The sequence below is a fragment of the Oribacterium sp. oral taxon 078 str. F0262 genome, assembly GCF_000160135.1.
Classification (GTDB): domain Bacteria; phylum Bacillota; class Clostridia; order Lachnospirales; family Lachnospiraceae; genus Oribacterium.
In genome coordinates this window covers 403,463-418,707 of sequence record NZ_GG729934.1, presented here as the reverse complement: position 1 = coordinate 418,707, position 15,245 = coordinate 403,463, and the positions used below count along the sequence as shown (strand labels likewise).

The 15,245-nt window shown below is 56.7% G+C and carries 14 protein-coding genes; 13 read left to right on the top strand and 1 reads right to left on the bottom strand.

What is annotated here, in order from left to right; all coding sequences use genetic code 11:
* Positions 1-51: 51 nt before the first annotated feature.
* The 11 genes from rplU to asd all read left to right on the top strand — a co-directional run bounded on the left by rplU (position 52) and on the right by asd (position 12,795).
* On the top strand, positions 52-357 hold the full coding sequence (gene rplU, locus GCWU000341_RS05655) for a 50S ribosomal protein L21 (protein WP_040653500.1): 306 nt from the start codon (positions 52-54) through the stop codon (positions 355-357).
* 27 nt (positions 358-384) lie between these two features.
* Entirely contained in the window at positions 385-648 is a 264-nt protein-coding gene (gene rpmA, locus GCWU000341_RS05650) for a 50S ribosomal protein L27 (RefSeq protein WP_009214852.1), read from the top strand.
* Positions 649-851: 203 nt separating this feature from the next.
* Positions 852-2,180: a GTPase ObgE gene (obgE, locus tag GCWU000341_RS05645; protein ID WP_040653498.1), complete on the top strand. Its 1,329-nt coding sequence runs from the start codon at positions 852-854 to the stop codon at positions 2,178-2,180.
* Positions 2,177-2,494: a YhbY family RNA-binding protein gene (locus GCWU000341_RS05640; protein WP_009214850.1), complete on the top strand. Its 318-nt coding sequence runs from the start codon at positions 2,177-2,179 to the stop codon at positions 2,492-2,494. Before obgE ends, GCWU000341_RS05640 begins: the two co-directional genes overlap by 4 nt.
* Positions 2,469-3,110, top strand: coding sequence for a nicotinate-nucleotide adenylyltransferase (gene nadD / locus GCWU000341_RS05635; RefSeq protein ID WP_009214849.1), 642 nt, complete (start codon positions 2,469-2,471; stop codon positions 3,108-3,110). Before GCWU000341_RS05640 ends, nadD begins: the two co-directional genes overlap by 26 nt.
* Positions 3,111-3,217: 107 nt before the next feature.
* On the top strand, positions 3,218-5,536 hold the full coding sequence (locus GCWU000341_RS05630) for a zinc ribbon domain-containing protein (RefSeq protein ID WP_081443155.1): 2,319 nt from the start codon (positions 3,218-3,220) through the stop codon (positions 5,534-5,536).
* Between the two features lie 3 nt (positions 5,537-5,539).
* Positions 5,540-6,190: an ABC transporter ATP-binding protein gene (locus tag GCWU000341_RS05625; protein WP_009214847.1), complete on the top strand. Its 651-nt coding sequence runs from the start codon at positions 5,540-5,542 to the stop codon at positions 6,188-6,190.
* Positions 6,191-6,307: 117 nt separating this feature from the next.
* Positions 6,308-7,339, top strand: a complete 1,032-nt coding sequence (galE, locus tag GCWU000341_RS05620; RefSeq protein ID WP_040653724.1) for a UDP-glucose 4-epimerase GalE — start codon at positions 6,308-6,310, stop codon at positions 7,337-7,339.
* 99 nt (positions 7,340-7,438) lie between these two features.
* The gene (locus GCWU000341_RS05615; RefSeq protein ID WP_009214845.1) at positions 7,439-9,367 is read left to right on the top strand and encodes a DNA gyrase/topoisomerase IV subunit B; all 1,929 of its coding nucleotides are present in this window, start codon (positions 7,439-7,441) and stop codon (positions 9,365-9,367) included.
* 21 nt (positions 9,368-9,388) lie between these two features.
* Positions 9,389-11,632: a DNA gyrase/topoisomerase IV subunit A gene (locus GCWU000341_RS05610; RefSeq protein WP_009214844.1), complete on the top strand. Its 2,244-nt coding sequence runs from the start codon at positions 9,389-9,391 to the stop codon at positions 11,630-11,632.
* 80 nt (positions 11,633-11,712) lie between these two features.
* Complete coding sequence (gene asd, locus GCWU000341_RS05605; protein ID WP_009214843.1) at positions 11,713-12,795, top strand: aspartate-semialdehyde dehydrogenase; 1,083 nt, start codon at positions 11,713-11,715, stop codon at positions 12,793-12,795.
* Between the two features lie 182 nt (positions 12,796-12,977).
* On the opposite strand, the gene GCWU000341_RS05600 is transcribed toward asd, so the two are convergent.
* A complete protein-coding gene (locus GCWU000341_RS05600; RefSeq protein ID WP_009214842.1) occupies positions 12,978-13,487 on the bottom strand; it encodes a COG2426 family protein in 510 nt (169 codons plus the stop codon).
* Between the two features lie 259 nt (positions 13,488-13,746).
* Between GCWU000341_RS05600 and GCWU000341_RS13745 the strand changes: the two genes are divergently transcribed.
* Complete coding sequence (locus GCWU000341_RS13745) at positions 13,747-13,902, top strand: hypothetical protein (RefSeq protein WP_009214840.1); 156 nt, start codon at positions 13,747-13,749, stop codon at positions 13,900-13,902.
* Positions 13,899-15,200: a tetratricopeptide repeat protein gene (locus GCWU000341_RS05595; RefSeq protein ID WP_009214839.1), complete on the top strand. Its 1,302-nt coding sequence runs from the start codon at positions 13,899-13,901 to the stop codon at positions 15,198-15,200. Before GCWU000341_RS13745 ends, GCWU000341_RS05595 begins: the two co-directional genes overlap by 4 nt.
* Positions 15,201-15,245 lie beyond the last annotated feature (45 nt).

The following is a 15,245-nucleotide window of genomic DNA, read 5'->3' as shown; positions in this document are numbered from 1 at the left end:
ACACGGGGTCTCACCAAAGCTAGCGAGAGAAGAACAGGAGGTACCCTCGGAATGTACGCAGTGATTCTTACCGGCGGAAAGCAGTACAAGGTCAGCGAAGGCGACGTGATCCGCGTGGAAAAGCTTGAGGTCGAAGAAGGAGAGAAGATCAGCTTCGATCAGGTGCTTTTATTGAACGACGGCAGCCTGAAGCTCGGAAAGCCCTATGTGGAAGGCGCCAAGGTCTCCGGGACCGTGACAAAGAACGGCAAGGGAAAGAAGATCGTCGTCTACCGCTATAAGAGAAAGACCGGTTATCACAAGAAGAACGGACACAGGCAGCTCTTCACAGAGGTGAAGATCGATTCGATCGCCTGATCGGTTTCCAGATGGAGGGAAGGGAATATGGCTCATCATAAGGGTATGGGCTCTACCAAAAACGGTAGAGATTCGAATTCGAAGAGACTTGGTGCAAAGAGAGCGGACGGCCAGTTCGTCAAGGCGGGCAATGTGCTCTACAGGCAGAATGGAACCAGAATTCATCCGGGACAGAATGTCGGTCTTGGAAACGATTTTACGCTTTTCGCAAAGGTCGACGGAGTCGTCAGATTCGGAAGACTCGGGAGAGACCGGAAGCAGGTTTCCGTTCTTCCGAAGGAAGCAAGCTAGGACCTGATTCTGCGGCCCCATGCCGGTTTTTCCGGCGTGGGGTCTTTTCTGTTAGTGATAATCTTAATCCCCGTCGAGCGGCGAAATGCGAGGCAAGCTTGCCGGCGGCACGGGAGCTCTTTGCAGCGTGGTGTTGCGCTATGCTGCGCGGTTTGCAATGTAAGGCGGGAGAGGGCGGATTAAGCGGATCCCAGGGAGGAAAAATGTTTGCCGATACTGCGAAAATTTTTGTAAAGAGCGGAAAGGGAGGGGACGGCCATGTTTCCTTTCGGAGAGAGCTCTATGTGCCCGCCGGCGGGCCCGACGGGGGAGATGGCGGAAAGGGCGGAGACATCATATTTGAGGTGGATTCCGGCCTCAATACGCTGGAGGATTTCCGGCATAAAAGGAAATATACCGCAGAGCCCGGCCGGGAGGGCGGAGGAAAGAGGATGCACGGGAGGAGCGGGAGAGATCTCGTGATCCGCGTCCCGGAGGGGACGATACTTCGAGAGGATGAGTCGGGAAAGATCATCGCGGATATGAGCGGGGAAAACAGGAGACTTCTTCTCTTAAGAGGCGGGAAGGGCGGACTCGGCAATATGCATTTTGCGACGCCCGCCATGCAGGCTCCGAAATATGCGCAGCCGGGGCAGGATTCGCGGGAGCTTTGGCTGCGGCTTGAGCTTCGCGTGATCGCGGATGTGGGGCTTTTGGGTTTTCCCAATGCGGGGAAGTCCTCTCTCCTTTCCATGTGCTCCAATGCCCGGCCCGAGATCGCGAATTATCATTTCACGACGCTCACGCCGCAGCTTGGCGTCGTCGGACTTAGAGGGGACAGAAGCTTTGTGATGGCGGATATCCCCGGGCTCATCGAGGGAGCTTCGGAGGGAGTCGGCCTCGGATATCAGTTTCTCCGGCATATTGAGCGCTGCCGTGTCTTGATCCATGTCGTGGATCTCGCCGGCACGGAGGGGAGGGATCCCGCAGCGGATATCGAGACGCTTCGGAGGGAGCTGAGAAGCTATGATGAGCATCTCCTTAAGCGCCCCATGCTGATCGCGGCGAATAAGGTCGATCTCCTCTCGGCGGAGGAGGAGAGGGAGCGCCTCGATATCCTCAGGGAAAAATACGGGGATCGGATGGAGGTCTTGCCGATCTCCGCGGCGGCGAATACCGGGATCGGGGAGCTCCTGGAGGCGGCCTGGAGGCTTCTTGAGAGGGCCGGAAGAGAGAGAAGGGTCTATGAGAGTGAGTTTGACCTCTCTTCGATCGGAAATGAGGAGCTGCTCCCGCTGGAGTATGGAAATCCGAAGCCGGGATTTTTCACGGTGGAGGGCCCGAAGATCGAGAAGATGCTCGGCTATACCAATCTGGAGTCCGAGAAGGGCTTTGCCTTCTTCCAGCGCTTTATGGAGGAGCAGGGAATCATCAAGAGACTGAAGCGGATGGGACTCAAGGAAGGGGACAGTATCCGGATCTACGGGCACGAGTTTGAATATCTGGACAGCGAGGGGGATGATTTCCCCGCATCCGAGAAGGAGGAGGAATGAAATATATCAAAAGCAGCAAGCACCGGGCGCTTTTAAAGAGTGCCGCGATGGGATTGTCCCCGGCTCTTTCAATCGGAAAAAATTCGCTGACTGCGGAATTTCTCCAGTCGCTCTCCGAAAATATCGAAAAGAATGAGCTGATCAAGATCCAGATTCTGAAAAACTGTGAGGATGATCCGATGGAGCTCGCGGAGACGCTGGCAGAGCGCTCTCATTCCGAAATTGTGCAGCTGATCGGGAGAAAGATCGTGCTGTATAAGCCTGCGAAGGAGGAGAAGAACAGAAAGTATGAGGCTGGAACAGGGAGAAGCTGAGGAGGGGAGAAGAGGGACGGGCATCCTCGGAGGAAGCTTTGATCCGATTCACAATGCGCATCTTCGCCTCGCGGACTGCGCACTCAAGGAGCTCGGACTTTCGGAGATCTGTTTTCTTCCGGCCGCGCATCCCTATCTCCATAAGCATAAGGACATCAGCCCCTTCGAGATCCGCGCGGAAATGACGAGGCTTGCGATCCGCGGACGCCGGGACTTCCGTCTTTCCCTCATGGAGGGGGAGAGGGAGGGCCCCAGCTATACTGTGGATACGCTTCGAATCCTCCGGGAGCGCTGCCCGGGGGAGAGCTTCACGCTGATCATCGGGGCGGATCAGCTCTACGAGCTTGAGAACTGGCATGAGCCTTCCCTTCTCTTTCGTCTTTCGGAGATCGCCGCGGCGAGGCGGGATTACGGGAGGAGGGAGAGAAGTCTTTCGGAGCAGGCGGAGTACCTGAGGGGAAGGTACGGCGCGAGAATTCACCTCCTTTCTATGGAGGAAACGGAGACCTCCAGCAGCAGGATCCGGGAGATGGTCCGAAGGGGGGAGGACATCTCCGGCCTGGTGCCGGAAAGCGTCCTTTGCTATATCCGGGAGAAGGGGCTTTGGAGGAGCTGAGCTTCCCGCCTGCGCTCGGTTCGCGTTTCCTGAGGCAGAAGCCAGGACAGGGGCGGGATACGGGAATTCTGTGTACAGAGCCGTAGAGCTGTGGTACACTGGATGCAATGAAACGGCCTGTCAGGGGCGATTTCGGATCTCCAGGGATCGAATCAGAAGGGAGGAGTATGAGTTTTTGTCCAAATTGTGGAAAAGAAATGAAGATGGGTGCGAAGTTCTGCCCTTATTGCGGGGAGAAGCTTCCTGCGTCTTCGGGGAATGCGGCGCTCCCTGCTTCTGAAGAGAGGAGCAAGGGAGAGGAGAGCACTTCCGCTCCGCTGACAAGCGAAGGGAGCATTGCCTCCGAAAAGGAGAGCATTTCCGCTTCTCTGGCAGGCGGGGAGAGCGATTCTTCGGAAAAGGGCGCTGAGGAGAGAACGGAAAAGGAGAGCGCGTCTGCTCCGCTTGCAGGCGGGGAGAGCGCTGCCTCCGAGAAGGAGAGCGGGGAGATAGTGGAAAAGGAGAGCGCTGCTGCTCCCATGACAGGCGAAGAGAGCGCTTCTTCCGAAAGGGATGCTGAGGCAGGATCGGAAGAGGAGAGCGTTTCCGCTCCGCTGGTAAGCGGAGAGGGCGCTGCCTCCGAGAAGGAGAGCGCTGCTGCTCCCGTGACAGGCGAAGAGAGCACTTCTTCCGAAAAGGATGCTGAGGCAGGATCGGAAGAGGAGAGCGTTTCCGCTCCCGTGACAGGCGAAGAGAGTGCTTCTTCCGAAGAGGGTACTTTCACTCTGGTGACAGGAAATGAGAGCACTTCTTCCGAAAGAGGCAGTGAGGAAGGATCGAAGGAGGAGAGCAGCTCCGCTATAGTGACAAGCGGGGGGAGCATCGCCGGAGAGCTGCAGGGGACCGTGTCCTCCGGAGCGTGGAATCCTCAGAGCAGGCCGGAGGAGGGATATCACTACACTGTGGAGGAGCCGAAGAAGAAGGGCATAAATCTCCTCCTGATCGGCCTCCTCGCCATCATCGGCATTTTCCTGATCGCCTTCTTCGCCTTTGGCGCGAATACTCTGTTCCGGGGCGGCGGTGGCGCGAAGAAGCAGTTTGTAAACCTCCAAAAGCAGCTCTTCCTGGAAAAGTCCGAGGGGCTTCGGAAGCTTGGCTTTTTTGACATCGACAGGGATTTTTCCACGGATCTTACGATTACGGCTTCCGTCGATGGAAGCGCTGTAGCGGATGAGATCAATCAGCAGCTCGAGGATTCCTCCGTTGTCATGAAGCTCGATACATCGGAGAAGAGGACGCTCTTTGATTTAAGGCTGAATTACATGGGCTCTGATATCCTGAAGCTTTTCACAAGCTATGATAGTGAAAAGGGGAAGGTCGGATTCTATCTTCCGGATGCGGATGAGAATTATTATGTCGCCGATCTTAAGACGCTCTACCAGAATATGACGGACGAGGAGATCGAGCTTCCGGACGAGAAGAAGGTGAAGGAGAATCGGAAAGAGGCTCTGAAGATCTATAACCGGTATTTTGATCTTGTCACTTCTATGATCAACAAAAAGAATCTGAAGCTCAGCCGGGAGGAGGTCAGTCTGGAGAGACTGGGAGAGCATTTTAAGGGAAAGGTCTATACCTTCCGCCCGGATGCGGAGGAGATGAGGACGATGCTCCGGGAGCTTGCGGATAAGATGGAGGATGATGAGGAGCTCAGCGACTTCCTGAAGAAGATGAACCAGGAGAATATGCTTGGCTTTACGGGACAGAAAAAGAGTGACAAGGATATTGAGAGGATGATCCGGGACGGCGCGGACGAGATCCGGGAGAAGGCGGATGAGTACTCGAAGGAGCTGGAGAGTGAGGATCTGAGCTGGGTTGTCGCAACGGAGAAGGGAAAGGTCAGACTCATCCGGATCGAATCAAAGAGCGGGAGCCTGAGCTATGAGAGAGGGAAGGATGGAGACGGAAAGACCACAGAGTGCCTGAGCAGAAGTGATACCTCCGGTACTGTCGTATTGGAGAACAGCTACCGCGTGAAGGGAAAGAACTATGAGGGAAAGATCAGTCTGGAGGGACCCGGGGTCCCGCCCCGGACGGCTCTTGTCTATGATTTTGACAGCGGAAAGCACTCCGTCTTCCTCCCGTACGGGGATTACGAGCTTCGGGGCATGGATGATCTGGATTTAAGCTTAAGAGTAGAGGAGGGGGAGAAGGGAAGCAGCCTGCACACCTTCAGCCTGGACGGCCTGGAGTCCCTTTCTCTTCCGCTGAGCGGGGCAGAGCTCAGGATTCAATCGACGGACAAGAGTACGGCAGAGCTCCCAAAGAAGGAGGAGACCGACATCAGCGGGTATTCGAAGGAGGAGCTCGCGCAGCTCGCCGAGCAGATCGCCGGGAAGCTTGAGGGGGTTTTGCAGTCCGCTATGGACGGCGATCTCTCCCAGGGATAGAGCGTGGAGGAGCTTCTGGAGATCCGGGACCTTAGGAAGGGATACCGCGGGAAGTGCCGGAAGGGAGGAGAAGACAGGGCGGTGCTGTCCGGGCTGTCTCTCCGTCTTTTCCGGGGAGAAATCCTGGGAATACGAGGGAGAAACGGGGCGGGGAAGAGCACGCTGCTCCAGATCATCGCCGCCGTGAGGAAGCCGGACAGCGGAGAGCTTCTCTACCGGGGAGCGGAGAAGCGGGGGATTTCCTATCTCCCGCAGGAGCTCTCTCTCTATGAGGAGCTCACGGTCTCGGAAAATCTGCACTTCTATGGGGCGGCGCTCTCCCTCCGGGCGGAGCAAATCCGGCCGAGATGCCGCTGGCTGCTCGATCGGCTCGGACTTTCGGGGAGAGAGAAAAATCTTGTGTCGGAGCTCTCCGGCGGCATGAAGCGGAGAGTTCACCTCGCCAGCGCTCTTATGGGGACGCCGGAGCTTCTGCTCCTCGATGAGCCGACCGTCGGAAGTGATGATGAGTCCGCGGAACGGATTCTGGCTCTCATCCGGCATTTCCGGGAGCGCGGAAGCGCAGTGATCCTGACGAGCCATCGAAGCGGAGAGCTGGATGAGCTCTGCGACAGGGTGATGACGCTGGAGAGCGGGAGGCTCTTAGAGGCGTAGTCGCGCTGCCGAATGGATGTCTTTGGAATAGGGGCGGATTTTCTGCCGCCCTCTGAGAAACGCGCCGAATATTCCCTTGGGAGTATGGCGCGTTTCCTTGAGAGAAAGGAGAAGAGGATGACGATACTTGTGAGCGGAGGGGCCGGCTATATCGGAACGCATACCTGCGTAGAGCTTCTTCAGAGAGATTATAAGGTGATTATCCTGGACAATCTCTATAATTCCAGTGAGAAGGCGGTGGAGAGAATCCGTGAGATCACGGGGAAGGCGGTGAAATTCTACCGGGTCGATATGCGGGATAAGGAGGGAGTGGAGAGGGTCTTTCAGGAGAATCCGGATATTTCGGCGCTGATCCATTTCGCGGGGCTGAAGGCCGTCGGGGAATCTGTCAGAAAGCCGATGGAATATTACGGGACGAACATCGGGGGGCTTTTGAATCTCACGGATGTGATGCAGAGGCATGGGTGCAGGAACATCATTTTTTCCTCCTCCGCGACAGTCTATGGGGATCCCGCCGAGATTCCGATTACGGAAAGCTGTCCGAAGGGGCTCTGTACCAATCCCTACGGCTGGACGAAGTGGATGCAGGAGCAGATTCTCACGGATATCCACACGGCGCACCCGGAGTGGAATGTGATTCTTCTCCGCTACTTTAATCCGATCGGGGCCCATCGCTCCGGGCTGATCGGAGAGGACCCGAAGGGGATTCCGAATAATCTCCTCCCCTATGTTTCTCAGGTCGCGATCGGAAGACTGCCGAAGATCCAGGTCTTCGGAGCGGATTATCCGACGCCGGACGGGAGCGGGGTCCGAGACTATATCCATGTCGTGGATCTCGCAAGAGGACATGTCCATGCGCTGGAACGCCTTAAGAAGAAGGACGGAGTCTTTGTGTGCAATCTCGGGACCGGCAGGGGCTACTCCGTTTTCGAGGTGATCCGCGCCTTTGAGAAGGCCTGCGGGAAGGAGCTTCCCTATGAGATAAAGCCCAGGAGGGAGGGGGATATCGCGGTATGCTATTCGAGCCCCGAAAAGGCGCTTCGGGAGCTGGGATGGAAGGCGGAGTTCGATCTCGACGCGATGTGCCGGGACTCCTGGAACTGGCAGAAGAAAAATCCGAACGGCTATCAGGATCCGAAAAAGGACTGAGGCGAGGGGCATGGAGCAGAAAAGCGCTTGAAAAAGAAAACAGATGTATGCTATTATAGCCGCCGAAAGAGAAACTGGAAATGGAGGGCGAGGGGTTTCATGGCAGAGAAGTACAATGCGGACAGTATCACCGTGCTGGAGGGGCTCGAGGCCGTGCGGAGGAGGCCGGGGATGTATATCGGCTCCGTCGGCACGAAGGGTCTGAACCACCTGATCTATGAGATCCTGGATAATTCCGTGGATGAGCATCTCGCGGGCTACTGCACAAAGATCTGGGTCACGCTGGATTCGGACGGCTCCTGCACGGTTCGGGATAACGGCCGCGGCATCCCTGTGGGGATCCATAAAAAGGGGGTCTCCGCGGAGCGGGTCGTGATGACGACTCTCCATGCGGGCGGGAAGTTCAACGCCTCCTCCTATAAGATTTCCGGAGGGCTGCACGGCGTGGGCTCCTCTGTCGTGAATGCGCTTTCCTCCTATATGCGGATCCGTGTCTTCCAGGACGGGAAAATCTATGAGGATGAGTACAGCCGCGGCATCCCGACGAAGGAGCTTTCGGACGGCATGCCGCCCGTGATCGGAAAGACCAGGGAGAAGGGGACGGAGATCCGTTTTATCCCGGATCCGGAGATCTTTGAGAAGACACAGTTTCGGGCGGAGTGGCTGATGTCCAGGCTCCATGAGACCGCCTATCTGAATCCGGAGCTGAGCATCCACTACTGTGACAGGAGGGGAGAGGAGGAGATCCTCGCCGACTACCACGAACCGGAGGGACTCAGGGCCTTCGTCAGAGATCTCGACCGGGACTGCGGGGAGGCCGTGAGCCCGGAGATTTACTTCCGGGGAAGGGCGGAGAACACAGAGCTTGAGTGCTGCATTCAGTTCACGGACTCCTTTGAGGAGAATATCCTCGGCTTCTGCAACGATATCTACACCCAGGAGGGCGGGACGCATATCGTCGGCTTTAAGACGAAATTCACGCAGCTCATCAACGGCTATGCCAGGGAGCTCGGACTTTTGAAGGAGAAGGATCCGAACTTTACGGGGGCGGATACCCGAAACGGCATGACCGCCGTCATTGCGCTGAAGTATCCGGAGCCGATCTTTGAGGGACAGACGAAGACCAAGCTTGCGAGTCTAGACGCGGCGAAGCATGTCGCCGCCATCGCAGGGGAGGAGCTCTCGCATTATTTCGACCGGAATATCGAGGTCGTAAAGGCGATCATCGGCTGCGCGGAAAAGTCTGCGAGGATACGGAGGCAGGAGGAGAAGGCCAAGACCAATCTCCTCTCGAAATCGAAGTACAGCTTTGATTCCAACGGAAAGCTCGCAAACTGCATCTCCAGGGAGCCGGAGAACTGCGAGATCTTCATCGTGGAGGGGGACTCCGCCGGGGGCTCCGCGAAGAGCTCGAGGGATCGGAATACGCAGGCAATCCTGCCGCTTCGGGGAAAGATCCTGAATGTCGAAAAGGCCTCCATCGACAAGGTGCTCGCGAATGCGGAGATCAAGACGATGATCAATGCCTTCGGCTGCGGCTTCTCGGAGGGCTACGGAAATGACTTCGACATCTCAAAGCTCCGCTACCATAAGATCATCCTGATGACCGATGCCGACGTGGACGGCAGCCACATCGATACGCTGCTTCTGACCTTTTTCTATCGCTTCATGCCGGATCTCATCCGGGAGGGACATGTCTATGTCTCCATGCCGCCCCTTTATCTCGCGACACCCAGTGCGAAGAAGGAGAAGGCGGAGTACCTCTACGACGACAAGGCCCTGCTTCGCTACCGGGAGAAGCATCGGGAGGGGAGCTATGAGATCAAGCGCTTCAAGGGTCTTGGGGAGATGGATCCCTCAGAGCTTTGGGAGACGACGCTCAATCCGGAGAACCGGGTCTTAAAGCGCGTGGAGATCGAGGACGCGCGGCTCGCCTCCGAGGTGACGGGAATGCTGATGGGCACGGAGGTCGGACCGAGGCGGGAATTTATTTATGAGCATGCGAGAGAGGCGACGATTGACGCCTAAGCCCGGGACAGGAGAGAGGATATGGCAGAAAAGATATTGACGACGGAATTTTCGGAGGAGATGCAGAAATCCTATCTGGATTATTCCATGAGCGTCATCACTTCCCGCGCGGTGCCGGATATCCGGGACGGCTTAAAGCCGGTGCAGAGGCGGGTGCTCTATGATATGAATGAGCTGCACGTCCACAGCGACCGCCCGACTCTGAAATCCGCCAGGATCTGCGGCGACACCATGGGAAAATATCATCCCCACGGCGATGCCTCGATCTATGAGACTCTCGTGGTGCTCGCGCAGGACTTTAAGAGGATGCAGCCCCTCGTCCAGGGGCAGGGAAACTTCGGCTCCATCGAGGGGGACTCCGCGGCCGCGCCGAGATATACGGAGGCGAGACTGCAGCGCTTCACGGATGAGGTGATGCTTCGGGATCTGGAGACGACGGTCCCCTTTCAGCCTAATTACGATGAGAAGCTCCGGGAGCCGGAGGTGCTCCCTGCGAGAATTCCCTATTTTCTTCTGAACGGCTCGGAGGGGATCGCGGTCGGCATGACGACCTCCGCCCCCTCGCATAATCTCTCGGAGATCATCGATCTCGTACTGGCCTATCTGAAGAATCCCGCGATGGAGACCCGGGAGATGCTCCATTACCTTCCGGGGCCGGACTTTCCGACAGGGGGCATCATCGCAAACCGCTCGGAGCTTCTCGACATCTACCGGACGGGGAGCGGGAAGCTCAAGCTCCGGGGGAAGCTCGTCTTTGAGAAGAGGAAGGGAAGGAGCGATAAGGACAAGCTGATCGTCACGGAGATCCCCTATACGATGATCGGCCAGGGCATCATGAAATTCATGCAGGACACGGCGGCCCTCGTGGAGGAGAAGAAGCTCCCGGAGATCACGGATATCTCGAATCAGTCCGATAAGGACGGCATCCGGATCGTCCTCGAGCTAAAGAGCGGCGCGGATATTGACAGGATCACGAATATCCTCTATAAGAAGACGAAGCTTGAGGACAGCTTTGGCGTAAACATGCTCGCCATCGTAAAGGGGAGGCCGGAGGTTCTGTCCCTTCGGGGGATACTCCGGGAATATCTCAGCTTTCAGTACCAGCTGATCGAGCAAAAGTACCAAAAGCTTCTCGAAAAGGAGCTCCTTCGAAAGGAGATCCAGGAGGGATTGATCCGGGCGGTCGACTGCATCGACGCGATTATCGCGCTCCTTCGGAGCTCACAGAAGCAGGAGGAGGCGAAGAAGGCACTGATGGGCGAGGGCTCGGAGGGGATTCGCCTTCGGGAGAGGGATCGGGAATACCGGGAGCAGATCCGTGACTTTCACTTTACGGAGCGCCAGGCGCAGGCGATCCTGGACATGAAGCTCTCCAAGCTGATCGGGCTTGAGCTTTTGGCACTCCAGAGGGAGTATCGGGAGAGCCTGAAAAGCATCAAGGAGTACCGGGGGATCCTGAGCTCGAGGGAGAGGGCCAATGAGCTTCTCGCGCAGGAGCTTTCCGAGATTCGGGAGCGCTATTTTGTCCCGAGAAGGACTCTCCTTGAGGACGGGAAGGATGCGGTCTATGACGAGTCCGCCGTGGAGGAGATGCAGGTCGTCTATGTACAGGACCGCTTCGGCTATGTGAAGCTTCTCGATGAGACGGTCTATCAGAGAAATCAGGAGGCGCTTCTCTCCGAGAGCCGCTTCCTGATTCCCTGCAAAAATACGGACCGCATTCTCCTTTTCACAGATCAGGGGAGACTCCATCAGATCCGACTCCTCGATGTGCCGCTCGGGAAATTCCGGGACAAGGGAGTGCCGATCGACAATATCAGTAAGTATTCCGCTTCCGAGGAGGAAATCCTCTTCGCAGCGGCGAAGGCGGAGCTGTCCGGAAAGGAGCTTCTCTTTGTCAGTCAGATGGGTCTTGCAAAGCGGGTTCCCTCGGAGGAATTCGACACCGCAAACCGACTCGTCTCTGCGACGAAGCTGCAGGAGGGGGACCGCGTGGCGTCCGTCCTTTCCGTTCCGGGCGAGAGCGAAGAGGATCTCGTTCTTCAATCGGAGGCCTCCTATTTCCTTCGCTTCCCGATCAAGGAGCTGCCTCTCCAGAAGAAAAATGCGAAGGGAGTGCTCTCCATGAAGCTCGGGAGAGGCGACAGGATCCGCTCGGCCCTGTTGATCGCCCCGGGGTCTGAGAGGCTTTCCACGGAAAAGGGAGAGCTCATGCTGAGCCGCTTAAAACAGAGTCACAGGGGGGGAAGAGGGGCAAAGCACTGAGAGCGGGAGAGCCCGCTTTTTCTGCCCGGCGCCTGGAAGTATGAGTCTTTGGACTCTTTTTGAAAGGATAGGGAAATACCATGGAAAAATTCAAGGTAGGAATTCTCGGTGCGACCGGCATGGTGGGACAGCGCTTCGCCGCCCTGCTCGCGGATCACCCCTGGTTTGAGATCAAGGTCCTCGCGGCCTCCCCGCGCTCTGCGGGAAGCCGCTATGGAGACGCAGTGCGGGACCGCTGGAAGCTTGAGCTTCCGATGCCGGAAAAGCTCGGGGATTTTATATTAAAGGATGTGTCCCGGGTCTCGGAGCTCGCCCCGGAGCTGGACCTGGTCTTTTCCGCGGTCGATATGAAGAAGGAGGAGATCCGAAGGATAGAGGAGGATTACGCGAGGGCGGAGGTCCCCGTCATCTCCAACAATTCCGCGCACCGCTGGACGGAGGATGTCCCGATGGTGGTCCCGGAGCTAAACCCGGAGCACTATGGGATTATCGAAGCGCAGAGGAGGCGGCTTGGCACAGAGCGGGGCTTTATCGCGGTGAAGCCGAACTGCTCCATCCAGTCCTATACGCCGGCGATCTTTGCCTGGAGGGAATTCGAGCCCTATGAGCTGGTCGTCACGACCTATCAGGCGATTTCCGGCGCCGGAAAAACCTTCGAGAGCTGGCCGGAGATGCGGGGGAACATCATCCCCTATATCGGGGGGGAGGAGGAAAAGTCAGAGCTTGAGCCGCTTCGGATCTTCGGGAGAATCGAAGGCGGGAAAATCGTCCCCGCTGAGTCCCCAAAGATCAGCTCCCAGTGCTTCCGGGTTCCGATTCTGAACGGACATACGGCCGCTGTATTTGTGAACTTCCGAAAGAAGGTCACAAAGGAAGAGCTCATCGAGAAGCTGCAGAGCTACCGGGGGCTTCCCCAGGAATATGCGCTCCCCAGCGCTCCGAAGCAGTTCATCCGCTACCTTACGGAGGAGGACCGGCCGCAGGTCAAAAAGGATGTCGACTTTGAAGGGGGAATGGGCATCTCGATCGGAAGACTTCGGGAGGACAGGCTCTACGACTGGAAGTTTGTGGGGCTCAGTCACAACACGCTCCGCGGCGCGGCGGGAGGCGGCGTGGAGTCCGCGGAGATGCTGGTAAAGCTCGGATATATCCAAAAAAGATAAGCTCGGGGAGAAGGAATGAGCCGAGCATAAAAAATTCCCCGGAAGGGCTCGGGAAATCTCCGGAAGGAAAGAGCCCGGGAAATCTCCGGAGAAGCCCGGGGAATTTACGGGAGAACGGGGGCGAGAGATCCCAAAAGAGCGCGGAGAAATCCCCGCGCTCTTGGATCCTTTACGGATTGTGCCTAAGAGGCAGCGTTGAGGATCGCCCCGAGAAGACCGTAGCTTAGAAGAGACATGATCAGCGATGCGAGCATTACGCCGCAGAGGATCGCAAGAAATGCCTTTTTCCGCTTCATCCTGAGGATGCCGGCGGCAAGGGCGCCGGTCCAGGCTCCGGTTCCGGGGAGAGGGATGCCCACAAAGAGTACCAGACCCCAAAAGTCATAGCGCTCAATCGACGCTCTCTTCTTTTCCACCTTCCTTCGAAACCAGAGCGCGAGATTTTTGCTTATGGGAAAGCGCTCCAGGAAGTTGACAAAGCGCTCGATGAAGAGAAGGACGAGGGGGATCGGAAGAAGGTTTCCCGCGATACAGAGGAGGAGGGCGAGCGGATAGTTCAGCCTCAGGACAGAGGCCGCGAGCAGCCCGCCCCGGAGCTCCAGCACCGGCATCAGGGATATGAGAAAGACGAGGAGCTCCTTTGAGAGCACAGCGCCCAGCTTCGAGATCAGAAAGCTTACGAGATTTTCCATGTTTTTTCCTTATAAGAGTCGATTCGCCGTCTGACGAATCCTGTCCGTTTACTTGAAGGATATATTTTCTTGTGCTACACTATCTCAATAGTTTGAAAGGGAGCGCGCTGTGGAGGGATTTCCAGGGCGCGGAAAGAGCATAACGCGACTGATTGTAAGGGAAGAAGGGCGGGACTGTCAAGCGGCTCTGCAGAGGCTCTGTCTTCTGCCAGATCATAGCGCGTCTTCCTGAAATGATACTGAAAAGCGAAGAGGCATCATGATAAATTTTGAAGAAGAAATCCAGAGATTTAAGCCCAGTCTCGATGTGGATCAGATCGAGGACGCGATCGTAAAGGTGGATCTGACCGACATGAACGATATCATGACACAGCTCATCGAGGAAGCCATAAAGAGGGATGAAGGGATCCGATGAAATATGATGTCACCCTGGAGCGCATCGCCAACTGCTATTACAATCTGGGTCTGGAGAGGGCGCGGCTCCGGGACCTTTCCGGCGCCGCGGAGCTTCTGAAGCGCGCCCTGCTCTTTGATAAATACCAAAAGGATGCGCGGAATCTGCTCGGCCTGATCTTTTTTGAGTGCGGAGAGACCGCCGATGCGCTGGTGCAGTGGATCATCAGCATGAATCTCCTCCCGGATGACAATATCGCGGACCATTATCTCGATGAGATTCAGAGAAAGCCCGCAATCCTGCGAATCTGCTCGGACAATGTGCATCGCTATAATCAGGCGCTGGACTATGCCCAGCACAATAACGAAGATCTCGCGGTGATGCAGCTCAATCAGGTGATTCAGGACTGCCCGAACTATGTGAAGGCCCATATCCTGCTCTCTCTTCTCTATATGAAGAGAGAGGTCTTTGTGAAGGCGGGAAGGAGCCTCTACACCGTTCTGAAGATCGACAGGAATAATCCGAAGGCCCTGGTCCTGATGGACGAGGTCAAGCAGAGGACCGGGCGGGCGGAGGTGGAGGCGAACCGCCTTCGAAATGCTTTCTCCCACCGGCAGATGACAGACGACGATGTACTCATCCCCAGGGAGGTGCGGCAGGTCTCCCTCTGGAATGTCCTGCTCTATGTCCTGCTCGGCTTCGGGCTCGCGATCCTCTGCTTCAAGCTCCTCATCCTTCCCGCCTATACCCGTTCCCTGAACGCGGGGAAGAACCAGGAGCTGATCCTCTATACGGAGAAGCTCGATGCGGCGAACAGCCAGCTGAATTCCCTGCAGTCCGAGAGAGATCAGCTGCAGTCTCAGTACGACGATGCGAGATCTCAGCTCGACAGCTATGAAAATCAGAATGCCTCCTTCAAATCGCAGTATCAGACGCTCACGAAGATCAGTGCCTCCTATCAGAGCGGCGATCTCGTGACCGCCGCGGAGCTCTATACCCAGCTCGATCCGGCCAGCATTACGGATGAGAGCCTGCTCTCCATGTTCTCGGGCATCAAGTCCTATATGGAGGGATCGGTCTACCAGCGCCTGGCGGATCTCGGAACCAAGGCGTGGAATTCGGGAAGTCTGCAGCAGGCGCGCGCCTATTATCAGCTCAGCGTACAGCTCCGGAGCGATCCCGCGAATATGTATCTTCTTGCGAGGCTGTATCAGAGGATGGGGGACACGGAAAACGCCAACAAGCTCTTTGATCAGATCGTCGGAGAGCATCCGGATTCCCCCTATGCGGAGAGAGCGAGAGGGGCGAGAGGCTATTAGGAAAGGTCCTCACCGGACTTTTGGGAGAGGAAAGAGGAGAGGGAA

Coding starts and splice junctions, on each gene's coding strand:
- rplU (WP_040653500.1), top strand. CDS start 52: ATGTACGCAGTGATTCTTACCGGCGGAAAGCAGTACAAGGTCAGCGAA.
- rpmA (WP_009214852.1), top strand. CDS start 385: ATGGCTCATCATAAGGGTATGGGCTCTACCAAAAACGGTAGAGATTCG.
- obgE (WP_040653498.1), top strand. CDS start 852: ATGTTTGCCGATACTGCGAAAATTTTTGTAAAGAGCGGAAAGGGAGGG.
- GCWU000341_RS05640 (WP_009214850.1), top strand. CDS start 2,177: ATGAAATATATCAAAAGCAGCAAGCACCGGGCGCTTTTAAAGAGTGCC.
- nadD (WP_009214849.1), top strand. CDS start 2,469: ATGAGGCTGGAACAGGGAGAAGCTGAGGAGGGGAGAAGAGGGACGGGC.
- GCWU000341_RS05630 (WP_081443155.1), top strand. CDS start 3,218: ATGAAACGGCCTGTCAGGGGCGATTTCGGATCTCCAGGGATCGAATCA.
- galE (WP_040653724.1), top strand. CDS start 6,308: ATGACGATACTTGTGAGCGGAGGGGCCGGCTATATCGGAACGCATACC.
- GCWU000341_RS05615 (WP_009214845.1), top strand. CDS start 7,439: ATGGCAGAGAAGTACAATGCGGACAGTATCACCGTGCTGGAGGGGCTC.
- GCWU000341_RS05610 (WP_009214844.1), top strand. CDS start 9,389: ATGGCAGAAAAGATATTGACGACGGAATTTTCGGAGGAGATGCAGAAA.
- asd (WP_009214843.1), top strand. CDS start 11,713: ATGGAAAAATTCAAGGTAGGAATTCTCGGTGCGACCGGCATGGTGGGA.
- GCWU000341_RS05600 (WP_009214842.1), bottom strand. CDS start 13,487: ATGGAAAATCTCGTAAGCTTTCTGATCTCGAAGCTGGGCGCTGTGCTC.
- GCWU000341_RS13745 (WP_009214840.1), top strand. CDS start 13,747: ATGATAAATTTTGAAGAAGAAATCCAGAGATTTAAGCCCAGTCTCGAT.
- GCWU000341_RS05595 (WP_009214839.1), top strand. CDS start 13,899: ATGAAATATGATGTCACCCTGGAGCGCATCGCCAACTGCTATTACAAT.